Source organism: Brevundimonas sp. Soil_N_31, from assembly GCF_057655995.1.
In genome coordinates, this window is sequence record NZ_JBDGLE010000005.1 from 224,633 (window position 1) to 241,663 (window position 17,031).

The following is a 17,031-nucleotide window of genomic DNA, read 5'->3' on the forward strand; positions in this document are numbered from 1 at the left end:
GCTGACGGCGGCGTCAGCGTTCAGACACAGATGTGGGTGCGAATCCCCGACAAATCAACGCGCATTTTCGAGAGCGGCGTCCATCAAGGCTTGAGGAACTGCCATCAGCTTGGGCCCGTCGGTCCAGACCAGGGCCGCCTCGACCGCGCGGTCGGGATAGAGGCGGCGCAGGACGGCGGCGTAGATCGCCATCTGCAGAATATAGGCCGGATCGGCGTTCTCGACGCGGTCGGGCGCCGGGCGGTTGGACTTGAAGTCGACCACCAGCACCCGCTCGGGCGTGACCACCAGCCGGTCGATGCGGCCCGAGATGGACACGCCGGACGGCAGGTCGGGCGCGGTCCCGGTCAGGGCGACCTCGGCGCGGCTGCCGGGGCCGAAGACGGGGGCGAAGCGAGCGTCGTCCAGCACGCCGAAGGCGGCGGCGATCATCTCGGCGCGCTGGTCCTCGGTCAGGTCGCGCTCGCGCGCCAGCATCCGGTGCGCGGCGTCCGGACGGTCAGGCGACGGAAGGTCGGGCAGGCGCTCCAGCAGGCGGTGGATCAGGTCGCCGCGCCGGAACCGGCCCAGCCCCGCGCCCGGCCCTTCGCCGCGCGCTAGCGGCGACGGCGCCGGGATGCGCTTCTGCTCCTGCATCTGCGAGGGCGAGGCGAAGCGGGCGGCGGCGTCGCGCGGCGGGTTGGTTCGTGTCCAGTCGGGGGCTTCGGGCCGGACTTCGACCGTGGCGACGGCGGCGGGCAGGCTGTCGGGATCGGCGCCGTAGCGACGGACGCCGCCGTCCAGTTCGCGCACCTGATCGCCCAGCCGGTCGAAGGTCTCTTCGAGCACCGACCACCAGTCCCCGGCCTCGGGCGCGCGTTTGGAGCCGCGTCCCATGACGATCACCCGATCCCGTGCGCGGGTCAGGGCGACGTAGAGCAGGCGCAGGGATTCATCGCCGACCCGCGCCTCGCGGATTGCGCGGGCGTCGGCCGAGGCGGGGCAGTCCTCCTTCGACGAGCCGGGGCACATCAGCCAGGCTTCGCCGCTCTCGGTGGCGACCGGCATCAGGGACGGCCCCTGCGCCTTCGCCTTCATCGTCGTGTCGGGCAGGATGACGACCGGCGCCTCCAGCCCCTTGGCGCCGTGGACGGTCATGACGCGGACCTCGCCGCGCGGGCCTTCCAGTTCGCGCTTCACCTCGACGTCGGCGGCTTCCAGCAGGGCGAGGCAGGTCTCCAGATCGGTTCCGCCGCGCCCCTCGGCGGCCAGCACCTGATTGAGGGTCTCGTCGACGGCTTCCTCGGCCTCGCGCCCCAGGCGGGTCAGGATGCGGGCGCGGCCGGACTGGCCTGTCGCGTCGACCCGGTTCAGCAGGCTGGAGAAGAAGCCGAAGGGATCGAGGTCGCGGGCGCTGCGCGCCGCGCGCAGCAGGTCCAGCGCCCGGCCCCACTCGGGCCGCTCCTCCGCCCGGCGCTTCAGTTCGCGCCACAGGCTGTCGCGCTTCTCGCGGCCCGCGAGGTCGAACAGGCTGTCCTCGTCCACGTCGCAGAAGGGACCGCGCAGCACCTCGGCGACCGTCAAATCGTCGCCGGGGAAGAGGGCGAACCGGGCCAGCGCCTTCAGGTCGTCGAAGACGATGTGCTGCGACAGCTTCAGCCGGTCGGCGCCCGCCACCGGCGCGCCCGCCGCCTTCAGGGCGCGGATGATCTCCTCGAACGTCGCATCGCGGCGGCGGACCAGGATCAGGAAGTCGCCGTAGCCGCAGGGACGCGCGGCGCCGCCCTTGTCGAAGACGACGGCGCCGGTCTCGACCTGTCGTTTGATCTCGAACGCCAGCGTCTGGGCCATGCGCTTGCGGGCGCTGGCGGTTCCTTCCTGATCGACGGGGTCGGTCCAGGCGTCGCGCTCCGGCGGGGCCTCGTCGATGAACAGGGGCCACAGTTCGACGGCGCCGGGCTGGCCTTTGCGGGCGGCGGTATGGTGCGGGATCTCGCCCGTTTCTCCGACCAGGGCGCGGGCGCGTTCGGGCGTGCCGAAGACTGCGTCCACGAAGGTCAGCACCGCCTCGGTCGAGCGGTAGGAGGTCTCCAGCGGCACGCCCTCGAAGGCGCCGCCCGCCCCGCTGATCAGGCTGTCATAGACCTGGGATTCCTGGCGCAGCCGTTCGGGCCGGGCGCCCTGGAAGGAGTAGATCGACTGCTTCTCGTCGCCGACGGCGAAGACGGTGCGGTCGGTGTCCGGGACGGTGAAGAACTCGCCGGTCAGGGCGCGCATGATGGCCCATTGTTCGGGCGCGGTGTCCTGGGCCTCGTCGATCAGGACGTGATCGACGCCGCCGTCCAGCTTGTACAGCACCCAGGCGGCGGTCGAGCGGACGGTCAGCAGCTCGACCGTGCGCGCCACCAGGTCCGAGAAGTCGAGCGCGCCGTGGGCCGTCTTGGCCGCCTCGTATAGGGCGGCGTGGGCGTTGGCGAGGGTCAGCAGCCTGATGGTGTCGTCGGCGACCTTGGCGGCGCGCAGCTGGTCGCGCGCGGCCAGGAATTTGTCCTGCAGATCGGTCAGCCAGCCGGCGGCGTCGGGCGGCGCCTTGCTGGTCGCCATCGACTTGCGGGGCGAGCCTGAGCCGGTCAGGAAGACGGCGCCCAGGCCGTGGAAACTCCAGTCGTGGTCGAGTGCGTGGGCCAGTTCGGCGGCCCGGTCCTTGTCGGTCTTGGAGCCGGTGGCCATCAACTCGGCCATGCGGCGGACCTCGTTCCGGTCCAGCCAGCGCAGGAAGTCGGCCTCGATGTCCTCGGGCGTCATGTCCGGATCGGCGCCGGTCAGGACATAGGGGCCGGGCGCGCGGCCGTCGCCGACGCGGGCGACATAGTCGGTCAGCTCGGCGCGCTTGGCCTCGATCAGGGCCAGCAGATCCTGGAAGCGGCCCCAGTCCAGCTCGACCGCGAAATGGCTGTAGGCCTCACCGATCGGCCCCTCGGCGTCGGCGAGGGCGGCGCGAGCCAGATCCTCGCGCGCGGCGTGGCTGAGGGCGATCGCCGCCTCATTCTCCAGCACGGTGAAGCGCGGCGACACGCCCGCCTCGATGGGAAAGCGCCGCAGCAGCTTTTCGCAGAAGGCGTGGATGGTCTGGATCTTCAGCCCGCCTGGCGTCTCCAGGGCGCGGGCGAACAGGCGGCGCGCCTCGGACAGGCGGGCGGGATTTAGGGCGGCGGGGTCGCTGTCGTCCAGCTTCGCCAGTTCGGCCGACAGTTCGCTGTCGTCCATGACGGCCCACTTGCCCAGAGTCTCGAACAGGCGGGCCTGCATCTCGGCGGCGGCGGCCTTGGTGTAGGTCACGCACAGGATGGCCGAGGGCGCGGCGCCGCCCAGCAGCAGGCGCGCCACCCGGCTGACCAGGGTGGTGGTCTTGCCCGATCCGGCGTTGGCGGTGACGAAGACCGAGCGGGCCGGATCGGCGGCGCGGGTCTGGGGGTTGAGGCCGTCGCGGACGTGGAGGTTCATTCCGCCTCTCCTTCTTCGCCGCCGCCGATGACGTGCCATTCCCAGACGCGGGCCAGCAGGTTGTAGGGGCTGTAGCTGCCCATCAGGTGGGGCGCGGCCCACGAGAGGTAGGGCGTCTCCGGCCGGTCGAATTCGGCGACGCGGGCCATCAGGCCTTGCAGGGCGGCGTCGGACAGGATTTGCGCTTCCGGCCCGGCCGCGCGCACGGCGACCTCGCCCGCCTTCTTGCGGCCGACGACGCGGACGTAGGTCAGTTCTTCCGGCGGGACGGGACCGTTCGTCGCTTTGAAGCCGCCGGCGGCCAGGATGGCGCCGGTCAGGGTCAGCTGGGGCGCAAAGCCCGCCTTGATCTGTTTGGCGGTGGGAACCTGGCCGGTCTTGAAGTCCATGACGGCGGCGGACAGGGCGCCGACCTCGATGCGGTCGGCGTAGGCCTTGACGGTGAAGGGGCCGCCCGGCGCGTCGAAGGTCAGCGCGCCCTGCTGTTCGATCAGCAGGGCCACGCCGGGCGCGCGTCGCTCGGTCTCGAACCCGGCCAGCCAGCGGGCGGCGTTCCGGGCCAGCGGCGCCTCGCGGGCCATGGCGGCGTCCTCGAAGCCGTGGGCGGTCAGCTCCTCCAGCAGCAGGCGCTCGATCACCGCGTCGAGATCGTCGGGCAGCAGGTCGGGCCAGTCCTCGGTCAGGCGCTCGATGGCCTTATGCACGGCGTTGCCGCGCGCCAGGGCCTCGGCCGAGGCGCCGGGGCGTTCCATCGGCTCCAGGTTCAGGATGCGGCGGGCGTAAAGGGCGTAGGGGTCGCGGACCCAGCGCTCGACCCCTGTGACATAGAGGCTGCGCGGGCGGCGTTCGACCGGGGGCGTGGGGGCCGGGCGCGCGGCCAGCCGGGCGGGACCGGGCGGCGGGGCGTCGAGGGCGCGGGTCCAGTCGGCGACGCCTTGGGGGGCGCTGAGGTAAACCGGGGTGTCGGGTGCGTCGGCGCCGCGCGTCAGCATCTCTAGCCGCCACAGCCAGCGCGAGCGCACGGCGGGCTGGCCGCCGCGCCGTTCGCAGTGGACCAGGACGGCTTCGTCGGCGCAGGCGGCTTGAACGAAGTCCTGCGCCGTCTGGCCCAGACGCCGCTCGGGCGCGGGCAGGGGCAGGGCGGCGCGCATCGGCCGCGACAGGAAGGGATCGACCGGGGCGGCATTGGGCCAGACGCCCTCCTCCAGCCCGGCCAGGATCATGCGGTCGGCCCGCGCCAGTCGCGCCTCGATGGCGCCGAGGATGCGCAAGGACGGATGGGTGGAGCCGCCGGTGCGCACCGTCGTCTCGGCCAGCAAGGCGGCGATCAGGTCGGCGAACTCCGCGGGCGTGGTGGGCCCCAGCGGACCGCCGCCCTCGATCAGGGCCGACAGCAGGGCGGCCGCCGCCTCGCCGTCCGGCCCGGCCCAGGCGTTCTGACCGGCCAAGGCCTCGATCAGGGCGGTCAGGGTTCGCGCGGCCTCGTCCGGCGGACAGGGGCGGGCGGTCGCCAGCGCCTCCAGCCGGTCGGCGAGGGCCTGCGCGCCCTTCAGCCGGGCCAGCTTCCAGTCGGCCAGCGGCAGGCCGCCGCGCCGCGGCCCGGCCGCCTTCAGCAGGCGTTCGTGAAGCTGGGACCAGCGGCGCGGACGCGGGCCGCGCAGGGCGTGCTCCTCCAGCGCCTCGGCGGCGTCGTGCAGCGAGGTCTCGCCCAGATCGAGGCGGACCAGCGGGTGCTTCAGCAGGGCCAGCAGGGTCTGCGGCTTCAGCGGCTCGGCCAGGAAACGGGCGCCGACGTCGACCAGCACGCCCGCCGTCATTCGCGACAGCGGCTGGCCGGTTGAGGAGTCCGCCACGATGCCCCAGCGCGCCAGCCGCGCCTCGACCCGGCGCGACAGCTGCAGGTCCGGCGTCACCAGGGCGCAGGTGATCGGACGGCCGTCGGAGCCGCGCTGCTCCAGGCTCTCGCGCATCATCAGGGCGACGGCGGTCGCCGCCTCTTCCTCGGCGCGGACGGACAGAACGGTCAGGCCCGACAGGCCCTCGGCGATGGGGTCGGCGGCGCGGCCGGCCTCGGCCGAGCGGGCGCGCAGGCGCTTGATCTCGCGGCGCCAGTCGTCGGTGGCCTCGGCGGGGCGAAGGGCTTCGTTGATCAGGCGCTGGCGGGCCAGACCGCGCGCCTCGACGGCCGGTTCGAGGGGGTGCTGGAACCAGGGCTGGACGGCCTCGCGCGCGACCTCGGCGCGGGCCAGCAGGGCCTTCAGCGCCGCCTGCGGGTGCTGGTCGTCGATGCGGTCCCAGGCGTCGGCGGCCAGGTCGAGGTCGAGGCCGGGCAGGACGACCACGCCCTGCGGCGCCCTGGCGACGGCCTTCAGCACATCGGCGGCGGCGGGGACGGTGCCGGTCGAACCGGCGGCGATGACGGGGGCCTGCGGCGGGCGGGCGTCCCACGCCTCGGCCAGACGGCGCAGCAGGGTCGCGCGGCGCCAGGCCGGATCGACCAGGCCGAGCGCCTCCAACCGTTTCGGCCAGGCCTCGACGGCGAGGCCGAGGAAGCGGGCGCTTTCGCGCCAGTGCTCGGCCAGATCGTGTTCGGCCAGCGTCGCGATGCGCGACAGGTCGGAGACTTCCTCGAGCTGGCAGGAATCGAGGAAGGCGCCCAGCGCATCGGCCATCTCGAGGGCGCGCAGGGGCTTCATCCCCGGCTCGAACTCCTCGGCGATCATGCGCGCCATCTCGAAGCGGCGCGTCAGGGGGGCGATGGCGGGCGGCAGGTCCAGACCCAGCTCGCCGGGGGCGAAGGGCGGCTCGTCCTCCTCCAGATCGCCGAGCGGGCGGACCTGAGGCAGCAGGACGGGGCGCTCGCCCGCCAGCTTGCCCAAGGCGAAGGAGAAGGCGCGGGCGGCGCGTCGGTTGGGCAGCAGGATGGTCGCGTCGGTCAGGGTCTCGGGCGGGGCGTCGCCCAGCCAGTCCAGCACCCCCGCCGCCAGATCTTCGAGGAAGGGCCGCCAGGCGGGCACGGCGCGCCAGCGCGGGCCGTCACCCGAGAAAGGATCGAAGCGCCCCCCCGTCATGATCAGGTCTCCGCCTTCAGCCGGGCTTCGGCCTCGTCACGCGCCTGCGGGTCGCCGACGTGCATCCAGTCGCCGTCGAGCACGTAGCCGTAGAGACGGCCCTCGGCGGCCGAGGCGCGCCACAGGGGGCTGAGCGAGAAGGGGCCGTCGGGGCCATGGTCGGCGTAATCGGGCCGGGTGATGTGGACGCCCATATAGGCGTAAGGGGCGCTGGCGGCCTCGCCCCGGAAGGTCAGGGCGCCGTCCTCGCCGAGGAAGAAGTCGCCGCCGCCCTCGAAGCCGATGGAGCCTTCACGCCGGGCCAGCAGCAGGGCGGCGTCCATGCGTTCGGGATCCCACAGACGTATCAGGTCGCCCAAGGCGTCGCCGCGGTCGATCCAGACGCTGTCGATATTGGCGACGAAGACGGGATCGTCGCCCAGCAGGGGGCGCGCCTTCTTCAGCCCGCCGCCGGTTTCCAGCAGTTCGACGCGCTCGTCTGAGATGCGGATCGTCGGGCGCGTGCGGGCGGCCAGATGGCTTTCCAGCCGATCGGCGAACCAGTGGACGTTGACCACGGCGTCGGTCACGCCCGCCTCGGCCAGCCGGTCGAGCACATGGTCGATCAGCGCCTTGCCGCCCACCTCGACCAGAGCCTTGGGCCGATCGTCGGTCAGGGGGCGCATCCGCGTGCCGAGCCCGGCGGCGAGGACCATGGCGGTGGTGGGGGCGGTCATCGACGCAGATCCTCCGGCACATGGCGGTCCATCCAGGTGGCGACGGCGTCGAGGCCCGGCGCCTTCAGATTGGCGTTCAGGTGGGCCCACATGCGCGGCATGAATGCGGCGTAGCGGGGCTTGCCGTCGCGGGCGATCAGGCGGGCGAAGATGCCGAGAATCCGCGCCTCATTCAGGGCGGCCAGACCGGCGTAGGCGGCCATGAAGGCCTCGCGGTCGGTCTCGGGGCGCAGGGCGAAATAGTGGTCGAGCGCGAGCGCCTCCAGCTCGGGCGCCACGTCGCGGCGGGCGTCCTGCAGCAGGGAATGCAGATCCCACGACGGGTGCGCCTTCACCGCGTCCTGGAAGTCGATCATCCCGACCGAGGCGGCGCCGGTCCTGCCGTCCAACCGGATCAGGTTCTCGGCGTGATAGTCGCGGTGGGCCATGACGGTCGCGCCCGCTTCGCCCGCCGCCGTGGTCGGCGCCCAGGCCGCGCGCCATTCGGCGACGGCGGCGTCGTCGAAGCTGAGGGCGGGGATCAGTTTGGGCAGCCATTCGACGAACAGGTCGGCCCCGCCCTGCAGCGCCGTCTGGTCATAGGTCAGCAGCGGCCAGTCGCCCGCCGGGCCGGTCAGGACATCGGGCGTCGGGGCGGCGTGCAGGACGGCCAGGGCCTCGACGGCGGCGCGATAGAGGGGGGCGGGATCGGCGCCGTCCTCGATGACGCGGGCGAACAGGGCGTCGCCGAAATCCTCGATCACGGCCAGGCCGTTCGGAGCGTCGACGGCGACGATCTCGGGCGCGGACAGGCCCAGCGACTTCAGGTGGGCGGCGACGGCGGCGAAGGCTTCGATGCGACCGGCGGACAGGCGGGCGACGGCGTTCCAGCCGTGGGCGTGGCGCTGTTCCGGCGTCCACAACGGATCGCAGGGCCGGCTTTCGGCGGCGGGGGTCTGATCCATCAGCATCAGGGATGCGCCGGACGGCGTGGTCAGCCGCTCGTAACGCCGCGTCGAGGCGTCGCCGGGCAGGGGCGAGCGGACGGCCCCGGCCAGCCCGGCCGAGCGCAGGAAGTCGAGACGGAAGGCTTCGCGGTCAGACATGGAGTTCCTTGAGTTTGGCTTCCCACGAGCCTGCGCCGGAAACGGTCGCAACTCTTCCAGAGAGGCCCCTGTCGCCGCCCTCGCGGAGGGCGGCTGCTTGAGGGGCGGGTTCCGAGATTTCGATCGTCAGACGGTCGGGGCCGAGCATCCGGCCGGGATCGTCGCCCAGCCGCTCGGGCCATTCGATCAGGGCGCACCCCTCGTCCAGCGCCTCGTCCAGCCCGACCTCGAAGGCCTCCTCCGGACGGGTCAGGCGATAGAGGTCGAAATGGGCGATGGGCGGGTCGCTCTCATAGAACTGGACCAGGGTGAAGGTCGGCGACGGCACGTCCTCGTCAGGGCGCGTCAGGGCGCGGATCAGGCCGCGCGCCAGCGTCGACTTGCCCATGCCCAGCGGGCCGTACAGCAGGACGGCCTCGCCCGGCGCCAGCAGGGGGGCGATGGCTTCGCCGAGGCGGGTGGTGGCGTCGGCGTCGGGAAGGTCGAATATCATCATGCTGAGGGCATCAGGCGAAGGTCGCGTCCGGATCGGCGGCCAGGGTCCGCTCGACGAAGGTTTTCAGTTTCAGAGTGGCGGCCTGGGCGTCGACGTCCAGGGCCAGCGGCGGGATGGGGCGACCGACGATCAGGTCGAAGGCGCGGCCCTTCTTGTTCAGCAGTTCGTGGAAGAGGGTGATGTCGCGCAGCTCCTGCGACACCTTGTCGAACAGGTGGAACAGGCGGCTGGTCGGACCGGCGACGTGGATCGGGATCACCGGCGCCTCGTACTTGCGGGCCAGCGAAGCGGCGGTGGCGGCCCATTCGGGGTCGGTCAGCAGACCGTCCGGGCCGACGCGGGCCAGGCGTCCGGCCGGGAACATGACGACGCAGCGTTCGGCCTCGAACGCCTCTTTCGCGGCCTGGAGGGTGGCGCGGGTCTTCTCGCGCGTGCGCTTGGCCGTGACCCATTCGACGGGGACGACGGTCTCGGCCAGGCGAGGCGAGACGCGCAGGGCGTCGGCGTTGGCGAAATAGATCAGGTCGTTCCGCACCGTGCGCAGGGCGTCGTGCACGGCCAGACCGTCGGCGATGCCGGTCGGATGGTTGCACACCACCAGACAGCGGCCAGACGCAGGCAGGCGATCCAGATGCGCCGTCCGCACGGTCAGCTCCAGCAGGTCGGAGACGTAGTCCAGCGCCTGACGTCCGCCCATGGGGCCGATGGCGTCGGCCATGCGCCGCGCCTTGGCGTAGTCGAGCAGGCCGTAGAGGGCGGGCCGCGCCAAAGGCCAGGCGGCCGATCCCGTCAGGCGGGGCGCGCGCTCGGCGATCAGGACGTCGACAATGTGCGGAGCCGGACTCATCGCCTGCTTGTCGCCGAGGCGGCGGCGTCGGGCAAGCGCCATCCAGCTTGGCTAGGACCGGATCGCCGCCTATGCAGGAAACCTGACCATTCTTTGGGGGAGTGTAGCGTAATGACCCGATCACACTGGATGACGGCTGCGGCCGTCCAGATGCTGTTGCTGGCGGGCGGCTTGGCCGCGACGCCGGTTCTGGCACAAGCGACTTTGGCCCAGTCCGCGCCGACCGCGGCGGTTGCGCCGGCTCCGGCCGAGGCCTCGGACCGCCTCGGCCTGAAGGATCTGGCGATGATGGAGCGGGTCAGCGATCCGCGCGTCTCGCCCGACGGTCGCCGCGTCATCTACGCCGTGACGCGCACCGACTGGGACGGCAACCGCAACCTGACCGGCCTGTGGATGGCCGACGTCGACGGCGCGACGGCGCCGCGCCGCCTGCCGATCTCAGAGGGCGGCGTCTCGGGTGCGCGCTGGGCGCCGGACGGGCAGTCGATCTACTTTCTGTCGCCGCGCGGGGGATCGACCCAGGTGTGGCGGACGGACCGCGAGGGCATGGCGGCGGCTCAGGTGACGACCTTGCCGGTGTCCCTGTCGGGTTTCCGCTTCACGCCGGACGGCAAGGCCCTGGTGCTGGGCGTGTCGGTCTATACGGACTGTGAGACTCTGGAGTGCACCAAGGATCGCCTGGCCGAACGGGCCAAGTCGAACCAGCAGGTCTATGACCGGATGCCGCTGCGGGTGTTCGACCGCTGGGCCGACGGCCGCCAGAGCCACATCTTCCTGCAGCCGCTGAACGGCTCGGGCTTCGCCGAGGGTCAGCCGCGCGACCTGACCGCCGGACTGGACGGCGATGTCAGCGTCGGCGAGGGCGGGCTGACGATCGCGCGTGACGGGCGCGCCTTCATCTATGCGGCGCGCAAGCAGGCGGACCGCGCCGCCTTCACCAACGACAGCGACCTGTATCGCCTGAGCCTTGACGGCGGCGCGCCGGTCAATCTGACCGAGGGCCATTCGGGACCGGACGGGGCGCCCGCCCTGTCGCCCGACGGACGGCGCCTGGCCTGGCTGGCGGCCCCGCGCGAGAACGTCGGCGGCGATCAGCCGGTGGTCATGGTGGCCGATGCGAACGGCGCGAACGCCCGCGCCCTGACCAATTGGGATCGCGGCCCCAGCGGCCTGACCTGGCGCTCGGACGGCCGGGCGCTCTATGTCACGGCTGCCGACGAGGGCCAGAACCGTTTGTTCGAGATCGACGCCCGCACCGGCGCGGTGAAGGCCCTGACCGACATCGGCTCGGTCGGCGACTTCGACGAGGTCGGCGGCGTGCTGGCCTACGCCCATGAGAGCTTCACGGCCCCGACGCAGGTCTTCATCGCCAAGAACGGCCAGGCTGCGCGCCAGGCCACCCAGCACAACGCCGAGCTGCTGGCCCGGATCGACCTGCCGCGTCCCGAGGAGATCCGCTTCCCCGGCTGGAACGACGAGACGGCGCACGGCTGGGTGTTCAAGCCCGCAGGCTATGTCGAAGGCCGTAAATATCCGGCCGTCTATCTGATCCACGGCGGGCCCAAGTCGCCCTGGACCGAGAGCTGGTCCTACCGCTGGAACCCCCAGGTCTATACGGCGGCGGGCTATGCGGTGGTGATGGTCAACTTCCACGGCTCGCCGGGCTACGGCCAGACCTTCACCGACGCCATCAACGACCACTGGGGCGACCGTCCGCTGGAAGACCTGCAAAAGGGCTGGCAGGCGGCGCTGTCGGCCAATCCGTGGATCGACGGCCAGCGAGCCTGCGCGCTGGGCGCCTCCTACGGCGGCTATATGGTCAATATGATCGCGGGCCAGTGGAACGAGCCGTGGCGCTGCCTGGTCAACCACGCCGGGGTGTTCGACGTGCCCCAGCTGATGAACGCCATGGACATCTCGACCTTCATCCATGAGTTCGGCGGCGCGACCTGGGACCGCAAGGCCGTCTATGACGAACACAACCCCGAGACCTATGCGGGCGACTGGAAGAAGCCGATGCTGGTGCTGCACGGCTCCAAGGATTTCCGCGTGCCGATGGAGCAGGGGCTGGCGACCTTCTCGGCCCTGCAGCGGCTGAACATCCCCAGCCGCTTCGTCCATGTGCCGGACGAGAACCACTGGGTGCTGAAACCCCAGACCTGGGTCGAGTGGCAGCAGGAGATCCTGGACTGGACGGCCGACTGGACGAAGGAAGGTCAGTAAACCGCGGGCTGAACAGGAGACTTTGCGGGCGGCGCGCGGCGGTGTTAGGCCTTCGGCCAGACTTCACATCCGCATGAGGAGCGCCGAATGCGCCGCCTGCCCCATCTCCTGTCCGGCCTCAGCGCCGCCGCCCTGCTGACCGCCACGGCCCTGCCGGCCCTGGCCGAGGGGGCGCTGGTCGCTCCGGCGGCTGCGACGGCCCCAGCGACGGCCCAGGCCCGTACGGCCTTCACCTATCAGGACATGATCTCGGCCAACCGGCTGGGCGATCCCCAGGTGTCGCCGGACGGCGAGTGGGTGGTCTACGCCCTGACCCAGACGGACGTGGCGGCCAACAAGCGCTCCAGCGCCCTCTACATCCTGGGCCTGAAGGGCGAGGCGCAGCCGCAGAAGCTGGACATCTCCGAGGGCGGCGCCAACACCGCTCGCTGGGGCGTCGACGGCAAGCTGTACTTCCTGTCGGGCCGTTCGGGTTCGAGCCAGGTCTGGGTCTCGGGCGACAAGGGCGCGACGGCGATGCAGGTCACGGCCCTGCCGACCGACGTCAACGCCTATCGCATCAATGGCGCGGGCGACGCCGTGGCCGTGTCTCTGGCCGTCTATCCGGATGCGGCGGACCTGACCGCCTCGGTCACGCGCGGCAAGACCGAGGCCGAGCGCAAGTCCACCGGCCAGGTCTATGACCGCATGTTCGTGCGTCACTGGGATACGTGGAACGACCACACCCAGAACCACCTCTTCGTCCAGTCGATCGGCGCTGACGGCAAGGCGGGCGGCGAACCGGTCTGGGTCACGAAAGGCTTCGACGGCGACACCCCGTCTAAGCCGTTCGGCGACGAGAGCGAGTTCACCTTCGCCCCTGACGGCCGCTCGCTGGTCTTCTCGGCGCGCAAGGCTGGAAACAGCGAGCCGTGGAGCACCAACTTCGATCTCTACAGCGTCGCCGTCTCGGCGCCCGGCCAACTGACCAATCTGACCGAGGCCAACCCGGCCTGGGACACCGGCCCGGTCTTCTCGCCGGACGGTCAGACCCTGGCCTACCGCGCCATGGCCCGTCCGGGCTTCGAGGCCGACAAATATTCGATCTTCCTGCGCGACGTCGCCACCGGCCAAACGCGCCAGATCGCGGCCAACTGGGACCGCTCGGCCGATACGCTGCAATGGTCGAAGGACGGGAACACCCTCTACACCACGGCGGGCGACGTCGGTCAGACTCGCCTATTCGCCATCGACGCGCGCAACGGGGTGGTGACGCCGCTGACGGGTGAAGGCCACGTCGGCGCCTTCCAGCAGACGCCCTCGGGCTTCGTCATGGCGGTCGACACCCTGACCTCGCCCAGCGACCTGTTCTTCAAGACCTATCGCGGCCGCGAAATGCCGCGCCGCCTGACGAACGTGAACCCGCAGCTGGCGACCAAGGCCTTCGGCGAGGCCGAACAGTTCAGCTTCCCCGGCTGGAACGACGAGACGGTCCACGGCTACGTCATCAAGCCCGCCAACTATGTCGAGGGCCAGAAGTATCCGGTCGCGTTCCTGATCCACGGCGGGCCGCAGGGCTCGTTCGGCAACGGCTGGTCCTACCGCTGGAACCCCGAGACCTATGCGGGCGCGGGCTATGCGGTGGTGATGATCGATTTCCACGGCTCGACCGGCTACGGCCAGGAATTCACCGACGCCATCAGCCAGCACTGGGGCGACCGCCCGCTGGAAGACCTGCAGAAGGGCTGGGCCTTCGCCCAGTCGAAGTACGACTTCCTGGACGGCCAGAACGCCTGCGCGCTCGGCGCCTCCTACGGCGGCTATATGATCAACTGGATCGCGGGCAACTGGGCGGGCGAGTTCAAATGCCTGGTCAACCACGACGGCGTCTTCGACACCTTCGGCATGGGCTACGGCACCGAGGAGCTGTGGTTCACCGAATGGGAATACGGCGGCACGCCGTGGGAGAATCCGGAGGGCTATCAGAAGTTCAACCCGGCCAACCATGTGCAGAACTGGCGCGATCCGATGCTGGTGGTTCAGGGCGACCTCGACTTCCGCATCCCGACCTCGCAGAGCCTGTCGACCTTCACCGCCCTGCAACGGCGCGGGATCGAGAGCCGCTTCGTCTTCTTCCCGGACGAGAACCACTGGGTGCTGAAGCCGGCCAACAGCCTGCAGTGGCACAATGAGGTCTTCGGCTGGCTGGATAAGCATCTGGCCAAGTAAGGCTCTGCTTGACTTCGGGGCGCGGTTCGACAGGGCCGCGCCCTTCAGCTTTCGGGGAGGCGGAATGACGAGACGAGGGCTTCTGGCGCCGCTGCTGGCGACCGTGGCGACGGCGGCCTGCGCGCCGTTGGTCGGCGAGGGCCTGACGCCGTCCGTGGCGCTGGGGCCGCCCGGCTGGCGCACGGCGCGCGCGGCCTATGGCGCCGATCCGCGTCAGACGTTGCGCCTCTATCGCCCGGCGCGGGCGGGCGGCTCGCCGATGCTGGTTCTGTTGCCGGACGGCGCGCCCGAGGCGGCGGATGAACGCACGGCGCGCGATCTGGCCGAGCGCGGCTTCGTCGTGGTTCTGGCCGACCGCCGCGCGGCGCCGGGCAGTCCCTATCCAGCCTACATCGCCGATGCGGCGGCGGCGGTCGCCTGGGCGGCGCGGCGGGCGGATGATCTGGGAGGCGATGCGAGGCGGATCGGCGTTTTGGGCCAGGGCGAGGGCGGTGGTGCAGCGCTGATGCTGGCGCTGGACCGGCGCTATCTGGCGGCGGCCGGCGCGCCCGGCGCGGTGCGTGCGGCGGCGGCCCTGGGCGCGCCGCAGCGGCCGGACGCGACCTTCACCGACCCGTCCGCCTATGGCGGCGCCTCCGACGCGGCGTCGGTCTGGCGCGGAGCGGCGGGCGATAGGACGGGCGCGATAGCCTTCCTGCGCGAGGCGCTGGGTTGAGACGTCAGTCGGCCCGCTCGGCCTGCGTCTTCAGATTGGCCAGTTGGGCCGACAGCACTCCGTCGACCGGCGCGGCCCAGGCTTCCAGCCCGCCGCTCGCGTAGCCGCCGACGACATAGGTCCACGTCAGGGTCGTCCCGTCTCCTTCCGGCTTCAGGCTGAACGTCAGGCCGCCCGCCGCGCCCTGGCCCTGCAGCGGACCGAGGCCGCCTTGCAGCACGAGCTTCGATCCCGGCTCGACCAGCACCGTCTCCAGATGGCGCGAGACGCGGCCGTCCGCCGCCCGCTCGCACCAGCAGCCGCCGGGCGACAGGTCCAGCGACAGGACTGAGTTCTTGAACCAGCGGTGGTCGCGGCTCCACCAGGCGTCGGGCGCGGTCAACATCGCCCAGACTCGCGCGGGCGGCGCGTTCAGGGTCAGCGTCCCGCCGACCTCGAAGCCATGCGGCGCGGCCGACTTCACCTCGGCCGAGGCGGGCGTCGAAACGAAGGCGGCGGCCAGCGTAGCGGTTGCGGCGGCGAGGGCGAAAAGGCGTCGAGCCATGGGAAATCCTCCAGCCGCATGAGGAAGCGCGCGCCGGCGTCCTTGGTCAACTGTCATGTCGGCGTGTTTCCCCCGTCTCGCCAAGGTCACGGATTTCCGCTAGAGGAAGCCATGACAGACAAGATGACCCCCCAGGCGGCGCTGGACCGCCTCGAAACCCTCTACAAGCAATCCGTCGCCAACCTGCGCAATGCAGTGAAGCGCTTCCTCGAGACCGGCGAGCGCGCCGATCTCGAAGCGCGGGCCGCCGGCCTGTTCGCCTATCCCCGACTGACCATCAGCTGGTTCGGCGACCGCCCGCAGAATCTTGAGACGCGCGCCTTCGGCCGCCTGTCGCGCCCTGGCGTCTATACGACCACCGTCACCCGCCCCGACCTGTACCGCGCCTATCTGCTGGAGCAGCTGACGCTGCTGTCCGACGAGTACGGCGCCCGGATCACGGTCGAGCCGTCGGAACAGGAAATCCCCTTCCCCTATGTGCTGGACGGGTCCGGCGTGGTGCTGGACAGCTCCATGACGGCGGCCATCGCCCGCTGGTTCCCGACCACGGACCTGGCCCACATCGGCGATGAAATCTCGGACGGCCTGTTCGAGCCGGGCGAGGGCTTCCCCCTGGCCCAGTTCGACGGTCTGCGCACCGACTTCTCGCTGGCCCGCCTGTGTCACTACACCGGCACCCCGGTCGAGGACGTGCAGTCCTATGTGCTGTTCACCAACTATCATCGCTACGTCGACGAGTTCGTGCGCTGGGCCTGCGCCCAGCTGGCCGATCCGGACAGCCCCTATGAAACCCTGTCGTGCGCCGGCGGCGTGGTCATCGACCGCGCCACGCCGAACCCGGAAGTCGCCATCATGGACGCGGCCTGGCGCCGCCATCAGATGCCCGCCTATCACCTGACGCGGCCGGACGGTCAGGGCATCACCCTGGTCAACATCGGCGTCGGGCCGTCGAACGCCAAGACGATCTGCGACCATCTGGCCGTCACCCGTCCGCACGCCTGGATGATGATCGGCCACTGCGGCGGCCTGCGCGGCAGCCAGACCATCGGCGACTATGTGCTGGCCCACGCCTATCTGCGCGACGACCATGTTCTGGACGCCGTCCTGCCCGCCGACATCCCCATCCCCAACATCGCCGAGGTGCAGCGCGCCCTCTATGATGCGACCAAGCTGGTCTCGGGCGCGCCGGGCGAAGAGGTCAAGAAGCGGCTGCGCACCGGCACGGTCGTCACTACCGACGACCGCAACTGGGAGCTGCGCTATTCCAAGTCGGCTCTGCGCTTCAACCAGAGCCGCGCCGTCGCCATCGACATGGAAAGCGCCACCATCGCGGCCCAGGGCTATCGCTTCCGCGTGCCCTACGGGACACTGCTGTGCGTCTCGGACAAGCCGTTGCACGGCGAGATCAAGCTGCCGGGCCAGGCCAACCGCTTCTATGAAGGCTCGATCTCCGAGCATTTGCAGATCGGCATTCAGGCGGTGGACCTGTTGCGCGCCGAAGGCGCCCGTTTGCACTCGCGCAAGCTGCGCGCCTTCGACGAGCCGCCGTTCCGGTAAGACGACCCGCTGACCTGATGAGGGCGCTGGGGGCTCCCCCGGCGCCCTTTTGCTTGGGCGCTGGGAGGGTCGTATGGTGCGATTTC

The 17,031-nt window shown here is 71.1% G+C and carries 11 protein-coding genes; 4 read left to right on the forward strand and 7 right to left on the reverse strand.

Annotated features, from left to right (window positions below):
- Positions 1 to 54: 54 nt before the first annotated feature.
- The 6 genes from addA to AC3A3G_RS10495 are packed head-to-tail and all read right to left on the reverse strand — an operon-like array spanning position 55 to position 9,740.
- On the reverse strand, positions 55 to 3,483 hold the full coding sequence (gene addA / locus AC3A3G_RS10470) for a double-strand break repair helicase AddA (RefSeq protein ID WP_487488143.1): 3,429 nt from the start codon (positions 3,481 to 3,483) through the stop codon (positions 55 to 57).
- Positions 3,480 to 6,554 carry a double-strand break repair protein AddB gene (addB, locus tag AC3A3G_RS10475; RefSeq protein WP_487488144.1) on the reverse strand — a complete coding sequence of 1,025 codons (3,075 nt, stop codon included), beginning with the start codon at positions 6,552 to 6,554 and terminating at the stop codon, positions 3,480 to 3,482. Before addB ends, addA begins: the two co-directional genes overlap by 4 nt.
- 2 nt (positions 6,555 to 6,556) lie before the next feature.
- Complete coding sequence (gene murU / locus AC3A3G_RS10480) at positions 6,557 to 7,270, reverse strand: N-acetylmuramate alpha-1-phosphate uridylyltransferase MurU (protein WP_487488145.1); 714 nt, start codon at positions 7,268 to 7,270, stop codon at positions 6,557 to 6,559.
- Complete coding sequence (gene amgK / locus AC3A3G_RS10485; protein WP_487488146.1) at positions 7,267 to 8,355, reverse strand: N-acetylmuramate/N-acetylglucosamine kinase AmgK; 1,089 nt, start codon at positions 8,353 to 8,355, stop codon at positions 7,267 to 7,269. The genes murU and amgK overlap by 4 nt, the downstream gene beginning before the upstream one ends.
- Positions 8,348 to 8,851, reverse strand: a complete 504-nt coding sequence (gene tsaE / locus AC3A3G_RS10490) for a tRNA (adenosine(37)-N6)-threonylcarbamoyltransferase complex ATPase subunit type 1 TsaE (RefSeq protein WP_487488147.1) — start codon at positions 8,849 to 8,851, stop codon at positions 8,348 to 8,350. The genes amgK and tsaE overlap by 8 nt, the downstream gene beginning before the upstream one ends.
- 10 nt (positions 8,852 to 8,861) lie before the next feature.
- Complete coding sequence (locus AC3A3G_RS10495; protein WP_487488148.1) at positions 8,862 to 9,740, reverse strand: 1-acyl-sn-glycerol-3-phosphate acyltransferase; 879 nt, start codon at positions 9,738 to 9,740, stop codon at positions 8,862 to 8,864.
- 69 nt (positions 9,741 to 9,809) lie between these two features.
- Between AC3A3G_RS10495 and AC3A3G_RS10500 the strand changes: the two genes are divergently transcribed.
- The 3 genes from AC3A3G_RS10500 (at position 9,810) to AC3A3G_RS10510 (ending at position 14,844) form a co-directional block, all read left to right on the forward strand.
- Complete coding sequence (locus AC3A3G_RS10500) at positions 9,810 to 11,921, forward strand: dipeptidyl-peptidase 5 (RefSeq protein ID WP_487488149.1); 2,112 nt, start codon at positions 9,810 to 9,812, stop codon at positions 11,919 to 11,921.
- An 87-nt stretch (positions 11,922 to 12,008) separates the two neighbouring features.
- Complete coding sequence (locus AC3A3G_RS10505; RefSeq protein WP_487488150.1) at positions 12,009 to 14,129, forward strand: dipeptidyl-peptidase 5; 2,121 nt, start codon at positions 12,009 to 12,011, stop codon at positions 14,127 to 14,129.
- A gap of 64 nt (positions 14,130 to 14,193) precedes the next feature.
- Positions 14,194 to 14,844, forward strand: a complete 651-nt coding sequence (locus AC3A3G_RS10510; RefSeq protein ID WP_487488151.1) for an alpha/beta hydrolase fold domain-containing protein — start codon at positions 14,194 to 14,196, stop codon at positions 14,842 to 14,844.
- A 4-nt stretch (positions 14,845 to 14,848) separates the two neighbouring features.
- Here AC3A3G_RS10510 and AC3A3G_RS10515 read toward each other — a convergent pair whose 3' ends face one another.
- On the reverse strand, positions 14,849 to 15,388 hold the full coding sequence (locus AC3A3G_RS10515; protein WP_487488152.1) for an SRPBCC family protein: 540 nt from the start codon (positions 15,386 to 15,388) through the stop codon (positions 14,849 to 14,851).
- A gap of 111 nt (positions 15,389 to 15,499) precedes the next feature.
- Here AC3A3G_RS10515 and AC3A3G_RS10520 point away from each other — a divergent pair, with 111 nt between their 5' ends.
- The gene (locus AC3A3G_RS10520; RefSeq protein WP_487488153.1) at positions 15,500 to 16,945 is read left to right on the forward strand and encodes an AMP nucleosidase; all 1,446 of its coding nucleotides are present in this window, start codon (positions 15,500 to 15,502) and stop codon (positions 16,943 to 16,945) included.
- Positions 16,946 to 17,031 lie beyond the last annotated feature (86 nt).